Below are 15289 nucleotides of genomic sequence, written 5' to 3' on the forward strand. Positions count from 1 at the left end.
AAGTGAAGTACGCTTAGCTAAGCTGAAGCTTATCCATCAGCAACACAGCCTGCGTACGTGTATTAATCTCTAGTTTACGCAGTATGGCACTGATATGTGCTTTGATAGTTGCTTCAGTAACATTCATTTCATGAGCAATTTGCTTATTCATCAAGCCTGCTCTTAAGTACGAAAGCACCTGAATTTGTTTTGGCGTTAGCTCACGGAAGCGCTGAAGTAACACTTTCAATTCATCATCAACTTTTTCAAGCTCTTCTTCCATACCTTCTGGAAGCCATTTCTTACCGCCGATGATATCTACGATAGCTTGTGCAATTTCTCGCGTTTGCGATACTTTAGGAATGAAGCCCTGTGCGCCTAAGCTCATCACTTGTGCTACCACTTCCACCGTATCGCTACCTGAGACTACACCGATAGGGATGTTTGGATACTGTTCGCGTAATGTGATAATGCCGTTAAAATATTCACCGCCTGGCATGTTAAGGTCAAGAAGCACCAGTTCAACGCCGTCGAATTCGTTAAGTTTTGCTAATGCATCGTCCAAACTTCCGGCTTGAATTATCTGTGCATTTTCAAAGTAAGGTTCCAACGCGCCGCTCAACGCCTCGCGAAACAATGGGTGATCGTCTGCTACTAGAATTCTCGTCATTAGCGTTACTGCTTCCTTTTTGTATTATGACTATAGATTAATACTTTAGACCAGTAACGAAAAGACCTAAAACCCAAAAATCCTGTAAAAAACTAACAAATTTAGCGTTTTCCATTGGCATTTACGTATCAGACGGTAAAATTGCGCCCCAAATTGGCTAATAGAAGATTCACAGTGAAGAAACACGACAATATTTATGCAAAGGCACTCAATAAAGTAGATGACTTTAAATTTGATGAGTCTGTCGTTGATGTGTTTCCTGATATGATTCAGCGTTCAGTCCCCGGGTACGAAACGATTGTTCACACCATAGGTGAATTGGCTAAAAATGCAGTCACTCCAAATTCTGTGGTTTACGACCTTGGCTGTAGTTTAGGTGCTGCGAGTCTATCTGTAGCTAGGGCGCTGCCTGCAGAAACATGTAAAATTATAGGTGTCGATGCATCTGAAGCCATGGTTGAACGCTGTAAGCGTGTTGTTCAAACGTTTTCACTTCCAAATCCTATTTCTATCCAGCATGGCTTTGCACAAGATATTGAGATAAGTAACGCGTCCATGGTTGTGATGAACTTTACTTTACAGTTTATTCCACCGGCTGACCGCGAAGCACTATTAAAGCGCATTTACGATGGGTTAAACCCAGGCGGCTTTTTAGTATTGTCAGAAAAAATTCGTCACCCTACCCTCAATGGAAACGAATTACTTGTAGACTTACACCACCAATTTAAACGCGACAATGGATACAGCGAGCTAGAAGTAAGTCAAAAACGCGCAGCGCTAGAGAAGGTCATGTTAACCGACACCTTCAGTGAACATGAAACGCGCCTGAAAAAAGTAGGATTTACAGATGTAGTGATGTGGTACAAGTGCTATAACTTTACGTCCATGGTCGCCATTAAAAGTTAGGCACTAGCGCATTTCAAGCTTCGTGTTATTTCGATTTCAATACATATAAAGAAGACTATGAGTAAACTAGAACAGACTTGGTTTAACGATTGCTACAAATCGTTGATAGACAGCCCTCTTTCGCATTGGCTGCAAACCCTTCCAGCTCACATGGACGACTGGCAGCGAAACGCTAAGCACGGCGAATTTGATAAATGGTGCCGGATGCTTGGAAAACTGCCGTCGACCTCTCCAAGCCATGTTGACCTTTCATCGAGCGTTTCGATAGGTACAAAAGACGACATTGACGAATATACGCAAAAGCAAATAGAAGGTTTGCTGAAACAATTTATGCCGTGGCGTAAGGGTCCTTTCCACCTGCATGGCATTCACATAGATACCGAGTGGCGTTCAGACTGGAAATGGGACCGTGTAGCGCCTCACATTACCTCTTTAAAAGGCCGAAACGTTTTAGACGTAGGTTGCGGTAGTGGCTATCACATGTGGCGTATGCTCGGTGAAGGGGCCGAAAAAGTAGTGGGTATAGATCCTACTCAGTTGTTTCTTATCCAGTTTCACGCCATTAAGCAATTTATCAGTAATTCCACAACACCCTGTGACAACATCCACTTTTTGCCATTAGGCATTGAAGAGATGCAGCCATTGAAAGCCTTTGACACTGTATTTTCGATGGGTGTGCTTTATCACCGCAAAGATCCTATGACCTTTCTGCAGCAGCTTAAAGATCAGCTAAGAAAAGGTGGAGAGTTAGTACTTGAGACCCTAGTTGTTGATGGCGACGAAAACACTGTGCTAATGGCCGGTGAGCGCTATGCGCAAATGCGAAATGTTTGGTTTTTACCCAGTACCGCCGCTCTTTCTGTATGGCTGGGGCGCCTGGGATTTGAAAACATCCGCGTTGTGGATGTTAACCACACTACTCTAGACGAACAACGTTCAACGTCTTGGATGGAATCGCAATCTTTGAAAGATTTTCTCGATCAAGAAGATATTACTCGCACCATAGAAGGTTATCCTGCACCACAACGGGCCGTTATCGTAGCAAATAAGAAGTAATTCTTCGGGTATCTAGCAAGTTACCCGATTGGCACAAATGTTGTTATCTTAATCAAGAAGAACGTGCGAATTCTGCATTGATTAAGGTGACAACATGGATATACATAGCTTTTTAACGACGCACCAATTGCCAAGTAGCTATGCAGAAACTGCACAAAAATGGTTCACACCATTATGCAAGCAGCTGCTAAAGCACCAAGAAGGTGCAACAAAACCCTTTATTGTTGGTATAAACGGTAGTCAGGGTTCAGGTAAATCTACTCTGACCAGTTTTATCGAATCTTTCCTCTCATCTGTACATAATAAACAAGTTGTTTCACTGTCTATTGATGACTTTTACTACGACCAATCCCAGCGCAACGCGCTAGCAATTAAAGTACATCCGCTACTCGCAACACGCGGTGTACCGGGCACACATGACGTAACTTTAGCTTTAAATACGCTTCGTAGTTTAGCCAAGGGCACGCGGACATCTCTACCTCGTTTTAACAAGGCAACGGACAACCCATTCCCGCAAGAGCAATGGCCTGTAATAGAATCTTCACCTGACTTCATCATACTAGAAGGATGGTGTGTAGGTGCGCCGCCCCAGGCTTCTAGCGAATTAAAACGCCCCGTGAATCACCTTGAAGAAGTTGAAGATCCACTAAGCATTTGGCGTTCGTTCGTTAATACTGAATTAGCGGGTGATTACCAAACACTCTTCGATAAAATTGACTATCGCATCATGCTTAAAGCTCCCAGTTTCGATTGTGTTTATCAATGGCGGTTAGAACAAGAACACAAACTTGCCCAAAAAGCTTCCATTGATAGCGACGGCGTCATGTCTGATGAAGAAGTGGCAAACTTTGTGCAACACTATCAGCGCATCACTGAACACGCATTAGCGCATTTGCCTGAAAAGTGCGATACCGTGTTTTATCTTGATGAAACAAGAACGATAACTAAACAGGACGTAAAACGATGACGAAAACGCTTGTTTTCACCGATATGGACGGCACGCTGTTAGACCACCATACCTACTCTTTTGAGGCGGCGAAACCGGCTTTAACGGCATTAGAAGTACAAGACATTCCCGTTATTCCCACCACTAGTAAAACCTTTGCTGAATTACAGCCATTGCGTGAAAGAATTGGCTTAGACGGGCCGTTTATTATTGAAAATGGTGCTGCTATTTTCATCCCCCATGGCTTTTTTAAACAAAAGCCTAGCGGCACGGTTTGGATAGACGGCTATTGGTGCAAAGCTTTTATCTCCAATAAAAATTATTGGATTAAGCTATTGGAAAAAATTGGCAGCGAATTTGAGGGTAAATATAAGCAGTTCTCAAAAATGTCAAACGCAGAAATTCAAGAATGTACAGGTCTAGACGAGCGTTCTGCATCACTTGCAGCTAAGCGTCAATTCGGCGAACCCGTTTTATGGTTGGGCAGCGACGAAGAGAAACAGCGATTTTTAAAAATTGTAAAAGATCGCGGTGCCTTTCCACTAGAGGGCGGCCGTTTTATTCATATTTCAGGTAATTGCGATAAAGGCCAAGCGCTAAAATGGCTGGCTAGTGAATATCAAAAGCAACATACCACTAAAGTAAAGACTATTGCCCTTGGCGATGGTAAAAATGATGTAGCAATGCTTGAAGCAGCGCACGTCCCAATTCGCATTTTATCACCGGTAAATCCTCCGCCAGCTGTAAAAAAAGAAGAGGTCTATACCAGCACCCTAACCGGCCCTGAAGGCTGGAACGAAATGCTTACCCAATTATTATCCCTATGATCAGGAGGACACATGGCTGATTTTTATCAAAATGGTGTGGTTACTACGTTACATAACTTGGCTCGTCGTCCTACCGAAGAGTTAGAAACAGAGCTATTACAGTTTTCACAAAAGCGCCCTATGGCACTTATTCTTCCGTCGCTGTTTTCAGAACTAGAAGGTGATGCACTTCCGCATATTGTCAACGAACTCACTGGCGTTCCCTATTTATCAGAAATTGTTATTGGCTTAGACCGAGCCAATGAAGAACAGTACAAACACGCGCTCAAGTTCTTTGGAAAGCTACCTCAGCATCACAGAGTACTTTGGAACGATGGTCCGCGTCTTAAAGCGCTTGACGAAGAACTTCAAGCACAAGGCCTAGCACCTAAAGAGTTAGGTAAAGGCCGCAATGTTTGGTACTGCATGGGCTATGTATTAGCATCTAACAGAGCAGAATCTGTAGCATTACACGATTGCGACATTGTTACTTACAACAAAGACTTGCTTGCCAAGCTTATTTACCCTGTCGCTAACCCTATGTTCAACTATGAATTTTGTAAGGGGTATTATGCAAGAGTAGCAAACGGCAAAATTAACGGTCGTGTTTCACGTCTTCTGGTCACCCCCCTACTTCGCGCACTAAAACGCATTATGGGTGATAACGAGTACCTAGAGTTTATGGACAGCTTCCGCTACCCACTTGCAGGTGAATTTTCTTTTAGAAGAGATGTATTAAACGATATTCGTATACCAAGTGACTGGGGCTTAGAGATTGGCGTGTTGTCGGAAATGCACCGCAACTATTCACACAATCGTCTGTGCCAAGCAGATATATGCGATATTTATGACCATAAACACCAAGACCTTTCGCTTAATAATGACCAGGGTGGTTTGTCTAAAATGTCTATCGACATTACAAAGGCAATTTTCAGAAAGCTCGCTACGCAAGGTTACACGTTTAGCAATGAAATGTTCCGTTCGATTAAAGCGACCTATTTCAGAATTGCGCTAGACTTTATAGAAACTTATCACAATGACGCGGTAATGAATGGACTGAACTTAGACATTCATAGCGAAGAAAAAGCGGTAGAGATGTTCGCCAGCAATATAATGAAAGCGGGGCAAAACTTCTTAGAAAACCCGATGGAAACACCGTTTATACCAAGCTGGAACCGCGTAACCAGTGCGGTGCCAGATATTTTAGAACGATTATTAGAAGCGGTTGAAGCCGATACTGCAGAATATATGGAGTAAGTAATATGGCATGGGATCATCTCCATGACAAAGTAAAGCACCATTTAGAAAGCATTTATGCTGATGTAGCGCTAGACGTCTCTTATGAGACGCTAGCGACTGAGCTAATGAATACAATAGGCATTCAGCAGCAAACCGACATTGCGTCACCTAAGTCACACCACAACTATTGGGATGAAGACGACATCATCATGATTACCTATGGTGATAGCGTTATTGACGACGGTGAGCGCCCTCTGGTTACATTAAACAAGTTTCTGCATCGCTACTGTAAGAATACGGTGAACAACGTGCATATCTTGCCATTTTTTCCGTACAGTTCAGACGATGGATTCTCGGTTATCGATTATTCCACCGTGAACGAATCTTTAGGCTCGTGGGACGATATTGAAGCCATAGCCGCTGATTACGGACTGATGACAGATTTAGTAATCAATCATTGTTCTGCAAGAAGCGTGTGGTTCGATAACTTTATCAAAGGTGAAGGTCCGGGATCTGACTTTTTCTTCACAGCCGACCCAAGCGATGACTTATCTATGGTGACGCGCCCTCGCGTGTCGCCATTACTTCGCGAAACAGAAACTGCGAACGGCACTAAACACGTTTGGTGTACCTTTAGTCATGACCAAGTTGACTTTGACTTTAGAAACCCGAAAGTACTGTTGGCCTTTATTGATATTATTAAGCTTTACATCGACAAAGGCGCAAAGATTTTCCGCCTGGATGCCGTTGCATTTCTTTGGAAAATTGTAGGTACAAACTGTATCAACTTATTCCAAACCCACGAGGTTATTCGCTTAATAAGAACCCTTATTGAGCATGTAGACCCATCCATCATCATCATTACCGAGACCAATATTCCTAACAGGGAAAATTTGACGTATTTTGGTAATGCAAACGAAGCTCACGCTATCTATAACTTTTCACTACCGCCTTTGCTTGTAAACACCCTAGTGACCGGTGACTGCTCGTACTTGAAAAGCTGGATGATGAGTATGCCGCCGGCTCAAAACGGCACGGCTTATTTCAACTTTATTGCATCTCATGACGGTATTGGACTTCGCCCAGCAGAAGGCTTACTTTCCGAAGAAGAAATATCTGATTTAGTACATGCTATGCAGCATTTTGGCGGCAAAGTGTCGTGGCGTGCATCTGAGCACGGCCAGCAAAAACCTTATGAAATAAATATAACGCTATTCGACGCTCTGCAAGGCACTATCAAGGGCCCAGACAAATATCAGGTTGACCGTTTTATCTGTGCGCATGCCATTATGTTAGGTATGGAGGGTATTCCAGGTATTTACATCCACAGTTTACTTGGTACATCTAACGATTATGAAAAAGTTGCTAATACCGGCCAAAATCGCTCTATAAATAGAAAGCGCTGGGACTTTAGTGAATTAGAGGCTCAGTTAGACTCGCCTTTTTCTCAGCACCACAAGGTACTCACGCGAATCTCGCAGCTTATACGCATACGTAAAGCACAGCCTGCATTCCACCCCAATGCTACGCAGTTTACTTTGCAGCTTGGTGACCAATTATTTGGCTACTGGCGCCAAAGCTTGGACAGAAAACAAAGTATTTTCTGTATTAGTAATATTTCAGATGAAGAACAAACTATTCTGCTGTCTGACATTAATCTTATTGGTACTGATAACTGGATTGACCTTATCACCCGTGATGAAATAGCGCTATCCAGCGGTTTCTTACAAATGAAGCCTTATCAAGTACTTTGGATCAGCAACCAAGATTTTGAGTAAATAGTTGAAAAAAGTCTAGATGGTTAAAAAATCTACCGCGGTATGGATACTGCGGTGTTATGCTTCTTACACTAGTTAGTTAATCAAGTTTGTAATGCAAGAAATTAATACCTTTCTTTTCGACTTAGACGGAACGCTTGTCGATTCTGTGCCTGATTTGGCAACCGCCCTAAATAAGATGCTAAGCGATTATCAACTGCCTACTTATGACGAGCACGTTATACGACACTGGGTGGGAAATGGCGCCCGGGTTTTAGTGGAACGCGGGTTAAGTGGAGATACGAAAATAAACCACAACCGTAAGCAATTGGAGGTTGATGCTGCGTTAGAAAAATTTCTTTTCTATTACAGAACGTTAGAAACTAAAAGAACTGTGCTTTACTATGGTGTTTTTGACACGCTACATGCGTTAAAACAGCGTGGTTATACGCTAGTATTGATAACTAACAAACCTTCAGAATTTATTGAGCCTATTTTGTCTTCGTTCTCGTTGTTGTCTCTGTTTTCACTTACTATCGGCGGTGACAGTTTACCGGAGAAAAAGCCGTCTGCCCTGCCCCTCTTAAACGCCTGTGAACAGCTTAATATTTCACCTTCACAATGTGTGATGGTAGGCGATTCCAAGAATGATATTCTTGCTGCGAAGGCCGCCAACATAAAAAGTATTGGCCTTACCTATGGCTACAATTACGGCGAAAGTATTTCTACCTATCAACCTGACTGGGTGTTCGACAGCTTTAGTGAAATCCTGACACTGCGTTATTGATAAAATTCTATAGATGTCACTTGGGTAGAATCCGTGACTGCGCTTTACACGCATTGCTAGCTACTTTCTTTTATTTCACGCTTTAACCTTTGGTATAAGGATGTTTTTTCTGTAATATCCGCCTGTTAAATAATTAATTGGAGTTGTTGGTATGTCATCTAAATGGCTTTCACTTGAAGAAGCCCTTACTAAAGCGCTTAACGCTGCAGAAACGATAAGCGACATTGAACATGTGAGTATTTTTGACGCCAACAACCGCATCTTAGCAGAAGATGTTATCGCTCATATCAATGTTCCACCGTGGGACAACTCTGCGATGGACGGCTACGCCGTTAACGTTGAAGACCTTTCTGATAACGCTGAGCTTGAAGTACAAGGTGTTATTACCGCAGGTATGAGCGCTGACGAGCCGCTTGAAAATGGTAAAGCGTTTAAAATAATGACTGGCGCGCCCATTCCGGATAATGCCAATGCCGTCGTGATGGTAGAAAATACTGAAACCCGCGACAAGGCTGTAGTCATAAACAAACTTCCTTCTGCCAAAGAGAATATTCGCAAGAAAGCCAATGACATTGCCTGTGGCGATACGCTAATTAGTAAAGGCACCCGCCTTCACGCCGAGCATCTTATGTTGCTTTCCTCTCAAGGAAAAAGCACCGTAGCAGTTTACCGAAAGCTCCGCGTTGGTGTGGTAGCAACCGGCTCTGAACTTGCCGGCCCTGGTGACGCCCTTAAACCAACTCAAATTTTCGAGTCGAACCGCGTTGGCGTGAGCAGTATATTACGCAATGAAAACGTAGAACTTGTAGATTTCGGTATTGTGGAAGATGACGAAGCTTCTTTGCGTACGCTATTTATTGAAGCCAGCGAGCGTGTTGACGTGATGGTAAGTAGCGGTGGTGTTTCAGTTGGTGACGCAGACTACGTAAAAGATATCATCGCTGAACTAGGCACTATCGATTTTTGGAAAGTCGCGGTTAAACCGGGAAAACCTTTCGCTTTAGGCAAAATTAATAACACCTTGTTTTGTGGTTTACCGGGCAACCCCGTATCTTCATTTGTTACCGCCAAGTTATTGGTTGTGCCCGTTATCAAGAAAATGCAGGGGCAAGCACAAAGCCACGAGCCGTTTTTTGTGAACGCGACTATTACCACACCGCTTAAACGCCGTGCGGGTCGACGAGATTTCCAACGTGCAACTATGGTGAGAAACAACCAAGGAGAATGGGAAGTCACGCCGTTTAAATCACAAAGTTCTGGCGTGATGACGTCAATCACCTCTGCCAACTGCCTTATGGTAGTGCATGAGGATATAAGTGAGTTAAACATTGGCGACACTGTTCCCGTCATGCCGCTTCATTTTTAAAATGGCTGTAGTTTAAACGCTTTACGTTAGATCATTTTTTTTGCGATTCGGTTTGACGGCTGTATTTACCTAAAATAATTATCAATGCATTACGCGAAACAATTAGCCATCACCCTCGTCGCTCTTGGCGACTTATATAGAGACACATTACCGTGAATAAGAAACGCTTTCTTGTAGAAGGAAGAGATATTTTAAAGCTTGCGTGGCCATTGCTAGTTGCGCAAATTACACAAATGCTAATGGGCGTAAGCGATACCATTATGGCGGGGCGTTATAGCGCTACGGACATGGCAGCAGTGGCCCTAGGGTTTAGCATAACCGTACCACTTCTGTGTTTTATACAAGGTATAGCCCTTGCGCTTCCCCCTATTATTTCGCGGTTACAAGGCAACAAAAGTATTAGCAACATTGCTGATGCCAGTCAGCAAGCGGGCTACCTGGTCTTCTTCGTGGGATTGGTAATAGCAGGGTTAATTCCATTCACTGAAAATATGGTAGCGCTTTTTCCTATGGCGCCTGAACTGCACAGCATCACGGTAGACTATGTGCTTTACGTTCTATTTGCCATGCCTGGTTTTGCTCTGTACCAATGGCTTAGAAACTATTGTGAAGGTTTAGGTAAAACCAAACCAACGATGATCATTACCGTAATTGGCTTGATGGCTAATATTGTTGGAAACTACCTATTTATTTACGGTGTTGGCCCGCTGCCTGCTATGGGTGGCGCTGGTTGTGGTATTGCTACCGGCATCGTTATTTACACTATGCTGATTGCAACCTTTGTCTATGTGCGCTTTGCCCCTGCCCTGCAAAAATACAATTTGTTTAGTCAGCTGTACAAGCCAAACATGGTAACCATAAGCCGAACCTTTAAGATGGGTTTACCCATCGCCATGACGATTTTGTTCGAAGTAACACTGTTTTCGCTAGTTGCATTGTTATTAGCACCATTTGGCGCTACCACGGTAGCAGCCCACCAAGTAGCCCTGAATTTTTCGGCGCTCATGTTTATGTTTCCTATGAGTATTGGGATGGCTGCCGCGATCCGTATTGGGTATCGCATTGGGCAAAGAAATCAGCGTCAGGCCAAAATAGCAGCCCGTACCGCTATTCTTATCGGCTTTTTCACCTCTGCGTGTACAGCGAGCTTCACTCTGTTGGCTAAAGGTTTCATTATTGGGCTATACACCAGCGACCATGCAGTTTACACGTTAGCCAATGCGCTACTTATATACGCTGCACTGTTTCAGCTGTCAGACGCCGTTCAGGTTATCTCTGCCAATGCATTGCGCGGATACAAAGACACTACGGCGATGTTTATCATTACCTTTGTGTCGTACTGGTTAATAGGACTTCCTACGGGTGTAGTTTTAGGAAGAACAGACTGGGTCACGGCTGAGCCGATGGCGGCAGCGGGGTTCTGGATAGGATTCATCGTAGGCTTAAGTGCAGCAGCCGTAATGCTTGGAGCGCGACTTCTTTATATTCAAAGGCCAAGTGCAGCTCATCGCTGAGCGAATGCTTAAACAGAATTGTTAGCGAAGACTGCCTAAAACGCGGTAGAAAAAGGGCTAATTTCGCTGTTTAAGTTTTTTCCAATCTTGCGGGGTGTCTATATCAATTTGTGCATTGGGTATAGACACAGCCGTTACTTTCCCTAACTTCACATACTTTTTAATAATTGGCTTAGCGCCAGTATCTCCCTGTAGCGCTAATAATTCGCTAAACATTGCCTCTGGGAAAATGGCAGGCACTGTTAAGCGACTATTAGGCTTTCCATCCTTCTGGTCGTCTTTCTGCCCATCCCTCTGCCCATGCTTCTGCCACTCGCTACACACTATGTGGTTTGGGTAAGCTTTAGAAGCATCAATAAGGCGGATAAGATCCTGTGTGTTAAGACTTGGCAAGTCAGCAAGGGTAACAAGCACATGTGAAGGATTGGTGCTAGAAGATGCTCCTTCAGGTAACGACGATGTTTGTAGAGGTGGTTTTGGAAGCGAAGCTGGTGAAAGCGACGTTTTACGTTGTAATGCCGGGCGTAGTAAATGTGAAAGCCCGCTGCGAATGCTTGACGCTATCCCCTCTTCCCACTGCTTATTGTTTATCACCTCAATATGCGATACAGGTAGACCAGAAAAAGCTTCAGCTAACTGCGAACTCACGCTGTCGTGCCATTTGCCTGTAACAACCGTAACTGGATGTTTGCTGATCGACACTATTTTATCGCGAGCGTGAATAACTTCGTTAGCACTGTGCTGAACAAGCGGCAATTTTGTAATCGGATGCTCTGATAAGAGTTTGTTGCCGTTATAGCGGGAACTTTGCCCGCCAGCAAGTAAAACGAAAGCTAAGCGATAAACATCCGAACTCAATGTAACACCTTTTAGTCAACGCGATTTATCAAGACAAACGCAAAATCATTAACGTCGCAATCTGACCCGTTTGTAGTTAGCAAAGCAAGAGCCAGCGCTGTATTCGCGTGTGCAAAAAAGCCTTTTTCCCTTAAATGACTCAACGGCTTCTACTAAGCCCTTTTATCGCTTCCGTTAACCCTTCAAGAGTAAGCCCGTACATTCTGTCTTTCATTATTTCGCGGATAATTTTAATAGACGAATAATACGGCCAATAATTCTCAGCTTGCGGATTAAGCCACACAGCATTGTTAAAGTGGTTCAGCAAACGCTGCATCCATACACTACCTGGCTCTTCATTCCAATGCTCTACACTGCCCCCTGGGTAGGTAATTTCATACGGCCCCATGGTTGCATCACCTACAAAAATAACTTTATAGTCTTTCCCGTAGCGGTGAATGATATCCCAAATAGGAATGCGCTCTTTATTGCGGCGAAGGTTATCTTTCCACACTTCTTCATACACGCAGTTGTGAAAGTAAAAGTACTCAAGGTACTTAAACTCGGTCTGCACTGCTGAAAAAAGCTCTTGGGTGCTCTTAACGTGAGGGTCCATAGAGCCTCCCACATCAAAAAACATCAACACCTTTACTGCGTTATGGCGCTCAGGCGCCATATGAATATCAAGCAAACCACCTTTCTTTGCGGTTTCGCCTATCGTTGTTGGCACATCTAGGTGCTCGCTGGCACCCGTACGAGCAAACTTGCGCAGCTTCCTTAGCGCCACCTTAATGTTACGCGTACCCAGCTCAACATCTGAACTTAAGTTTTTGAACTCACGCTTATCCCACACTTTAGCCGCTGAGAACTTTCTATTCCCTTTTTGCCCTATTCGCACGCCTTCTGGGTTGTCGCCATAAGCGCCAAAGGGCGAGGTGCCGCCCGTGCCAACCCATTTATTTCCACCCTGGTGGCGCTTTTCTTGTTCTTCTAAGCGCTTCTTCAAAGTTTCCATCAGTTCGTCGAGGCCGCCCGCTTTACGCAGTGCCTCGCGCTCTTCAGGGCTTAAGTTTTTCTCAATTTCCTTACGAAGCCACTCTTCAGGAATGTCTTTACCGAACAAGTCGATAGACTCTACCCCTTCGAAATACTCAGCAAACGCCCTATCGAACTTATCGTACTGGGTTTCGTCTTTCACCATAATAGTACGAGACAAGCTGTAGAAAGCTTCGATGTCGGCATATACCACGTGATGCTCTAACGCTTTAAGTAAATCCAGTAACTCGCGTAGCGTAGTTTTGACCTGATATTTTCGCAGCGTATAAAAAAACTGAATAAGCATTAGCGACGCGCCATAAAGACCAGTTTTTCAAACAAATGAATGTCTTGCTCATTTTTAAGCAATGCGCCGTATAACGGCGGTATCGCTGCTTTACCGTCTTTTGAATGCAGCGCCTCAGGTGGAATATCTTCAGCAACTAAAAGCTTAAGCCAGTCGATAAGTTCAGACGTAGAAGGCTTTTTCTTAAGCCCTGGAACATCGCGAATTTCAAAGAATGCTTTCAGCGCTTCATCAAGCAGCTTTTTCTTTAGATCAGGAAAATGCACATTGACGATTTCTTGCATTTCATCTGGGTTCGGGAACTGAATGTAGTGGAAGAAGCAGCGGCGCAAGAAAGCATCAGGTAGTTCTTTTTCGTTGTTAGACGTAATAATAACAATAGGACGCTGCTTTGCTACTACGCGTTCTTGTGTTTCGTATACGAAGAACTCCATCTTATCGAGTTCTAGCAGCAGGTCGTTGGGGAACTCAATGTCTGCTTTGTCGATTTCGTCAATCAACAGCACTGGCCGTTTTTCTGCGCTAAATGCTTCCCACAACTTACCTTTTACTATGTAGTTGCTTATATCGTGAACGCGATCGTCGCCAAGTTGAGAGTCGCGAAGCCGTGATACTGCATCATATTCGTACAAACCCTGTTGCGCTTTGGTGGTTGATTTAATGTGCCACTGAATTAATTCGGTGCCTAAACTCTCTGCCAACTCTTCAGCAAGCATAGTTTTACCTGTGCCTGGCTCGCCCTTAATTAGAAGCGGACGCTCTAGCGTGATGGCAGCGTTAACCGCCAGCTGTAAGTCTTTGGTTGCAATATAATTAGACGTGCCACTGAAAGCCATTATTGTTGTACTCCGTATAATTTTTCGTCTTTGCAATTTTAACTATAATATCAAGACCTTCTCACGATTGCCCATAGATATAACATATAGCTAAAAAGCACTTTGCATTTTACTGATTGGGACCAATGATATAGGGGTATGACGAAATCCCCTAATTCAGGGTGTGAATTATTAACTATCACACGCGTTGAATTATTAACTACTAAAAAGGTCGTACAGATCACGACAGACGGGGTTTCCTATAAAATAAGGAACGAGGTAAGGATTTATAATGAACGTATTTGACGACAATTCCCTATCTATTGGCCGCACGCCACTAGTTAAGCTAAACCGCGTAACATCAGGTAATGTATACGCAAAAATTGAATCGCGTAACCCAAGTTTCAGCGTTAAGTGCCGTATTGGCGCTAACATGATTTGGGATGCTGAAAAGCGCGGCGTCCTTACCGAAGGTAAAGAAATTGTAGAGCCTACCAGTGGTAACACTGGTATCGCCTTAGCGTTTGTTGCGGCTTCTCGCGGTTACAAGCTAACGCTAACCATGCCCAGCAGCATGAGTCTTGAGCGTCGTAAGCTTCTAAAAGCATTGGGCGCAAACCTTGTACTTACCGAAGCGCCTAAGGGCATGAAAGGTGCCGTTGCCGCTGCACAAGAAATTGTGGCATCAGATCCAGACAAATACGTATTGCTTCAACAATTCGACAACCCTGCTAACCCAGCTATTCACGAAAAAACGACGGGCCCAGAGATTTGGGAAGATACCGACGGTAAAGTTGATGCATTCGTAGCAGGTGTAGGTACGGGTGGTACTATAACGGGTGTAAGCCGCTACCTTAAGAACACAAAGGGTAAAGCGATCACTTCAATTGCTGTTGAGCCAACAGACTCACCAGTAATTACCCAAGCGCTTGCGGGTGAAGAACTAACCCCTGGCCCACACAAGATTCAGGGTATTGGAGCAGGTTTCATTCCAGGTAACCTGGACTTAGACCTAATTGACGAAGTTGAGCAAGTTACCAACGAAGAATGTATGGACATGGCGCGCAAGCTAATGACCGACGAGGGTATTCTTGCGGGTATTTCTTCTGGTGCAGCTGTTGTTGCCGCTAAGCGTTTTGCTGAACGCCCAGAAAATAAAGACAAAGTGGTTGTGGTACTGCTAGCAAGTGGTACAGAACGTTACCTTAGTAGCCCTCTATTTGCTGGTGCGTTTGACGAGCAAGAAGAAGTGCAATAACTGCCTTTCAA

The 15289-nt window shown here is 44.0% G+C and carries 14 protein-coding genes; 10 read left to right on the plus strand and 4 right to left on the minus strand.

What is annotated here, in order from left to right:
* Positions 1-13: 13 nt before the first annotated feature.
* The gene (locus ACXAGK_RS14975; RefSeq protein ID WP_474856830.1) at positions 14-649 is read right to left on the minus strand and encodes a response regulator; all 636 of its coding nucleotides are present in this window, start codon (positions 647-649) and stop codon (positions 14-16) included.
* Between the two features lie 174 nt (positions 650-823).
* Here ACXAGK_RS14975 and cmoA point away from each other — a divergent pair, with 174 nt between their 5' ends.
* The 9 genes from cmoA (at position 824) to ACXAGK_RS15020 (ending at position 11026) form a co-directional block, all read left to right on the plus strand.
* Positions 824-1555, plus strand: a complete 732-nt coding sequence (gene cmoA / locus ACXAGK_RS14980) for a carboxy-S-adenosyl-L-methionine synthase CmoA (RefSeq protein WP_474856831.1) — start codon at positions 824-826, stop codon at positions 1553-1555.
* Positions 1556-1612: 57 nt separating this feature from the next.
* On the plus strand, positions 1613-2611 hold the full coding sequence (gene cmoB, locus ACXAGK_RS14985) for a tRNA 5-methoxyuridine(34)/uridine 5-oxyacetic acid(34) synthase CmoB (protein ID WP_474856832.1): 999 nt from the start codon (positions 1613-1615) through the stop codon (positions 2609-2611).
* Between the two features lie 94 nt (positions 2612-2705).
* Entirely contained in the window at positions 2706-3578 is an 873-nt protein-coding gene (locus ACXAGK_RS14990) for a kinase (RefSeq protein ID WP_474856833.1), read from the plus strand.
* Entirely contained in the window at positions 3575-4384 is an 810-nt protein-coding gene (locus ACXAGK_RS14995; RefSeq protein WP_474856834.1) for an HAD-IIB family hydrolase, read from the plus strand. Before ACXAGK_RS14990 ends, ACXAGK_RS14995 begins: the two co-directional genes overlap by 4 nt.
* A 12-nt stretch (positions 4385-4396) precedes the next feature.
* Positions 4397-5620, plus strand: coding sequence for a glycosyltransferase family protein (locus tag ACXAGK_RS15000; RefSeq protein ID WP_474832684.1), 1224 nt, complete (start codon positions 4397-4399; stop codon positions 5618-5620).
* 5 nt (positions 5621-5625) lie between these two features.
* Positions 5626-7380 (plus strand): sugar phosphorylase, encoded by a 1755-nt coding sequence (locus tag ACXAGK_RS15005; protein WP_474856835.1) that lies wholly within the window; start codon positions 5626-5628, stop codon positions 7378-7380.
* Positions 7381-7474: 94 nt separating this feature from the next.
* A complete protein-coding gene (locus tag ACXAGK_RS15010; RefSeq protein ID WP_474856836.1) occupies positions 7475-8146 on the plus strand; it encodes a phosphoglycolate phosphatase in 672 nt (223 codons plus the stop codon).
* 151 nt (positions 8147-8297) lie between these two features.
* Complete coding sequence (moeA, locus tag ACXAGK_RS15015) at positions 8298-9512, plus strand: molybdopterin molybdotransferase MoeA (RefSeq protein WP_474856837.1); 1215 nt, start codon at positions 8298-8300, stop codon at positions 9510-9512.
* A gap of 152 nt (positions 9513-9664) precedes the next feature.
* Positions 9665-11026, plus strand: coding sequence for an MATE family efflux transporter (locus ACXAGK_RS15020; RefSeq protein WP_474856838.1), 1362 nt, complete (start codon positions 9665-9667; stop codon positions 11024-11026).
* Between the two features lie 57 nt (positions 11027-11083).
* On the opposite strand, the gene ACXAGK_RS15025 is transcribed toward ACXAGK_RS15020, so the two are convergent.
* The 3 genes from ACXAGK_RS15025 to ACXAGK_RS15035 form a co-directional block, all read right to left on the minus strand.
* Positions 11084-11884: a nucleotidyltransferase family protein gene (locus tag ACXAGK_RS15025; RefSeq protein WP_474856839.1), complete on the minus strand. Its 801-nt coding sequence runs from the start codon at positions 11882-11884 to the stop codon at positions 11084-11086.
* Between the two features lie 139 nt (positions 11885-12023).
* Positions 12024-13205: a vWA domain-containing protein gene (locus ACXAGK_RS15030; RefSeq protein WP_474856840.1), complete on the minus strand. Its 1182-nt coding sequence runs from the start codon at positions 13203-13205 to the stop codon at positions 12024-12026.
* Entirely contained in the window at positions 13205-14041 is an 837-nt protein-coding gene (locus ACXAGK_RS15035; protein ID WP_012518654.1) for an AAA family ATPase, read from the minus strand. Before ACXAGK_RS15035 ends, ACXAGK_RS15030 begins: the two co-directional genes overlap by 1 nt.
* A 271-nt stretch (positions 14042-14312) precedes the next feature.
* On the opposite strand from ACXAGK_RS15035, the gene cysK reads away from it, so the two are divergent.
* Positions 14313-15278: a cysteine synthase A gene (gene cysK, locus ACXAGK_RS15040; protein ID WP_014949690.1), complete on the plus strand. Its 966-nt coding sequence runs from the start codon at positions 14313-14315 to the stop codon at positions 15276-15278.
* Positions 15279-15289 lie beyond the last annotated feature (11 nt).

It is taken from the genome of Alteromonas sp. ABM1_013, assembly GCF_056160505.1.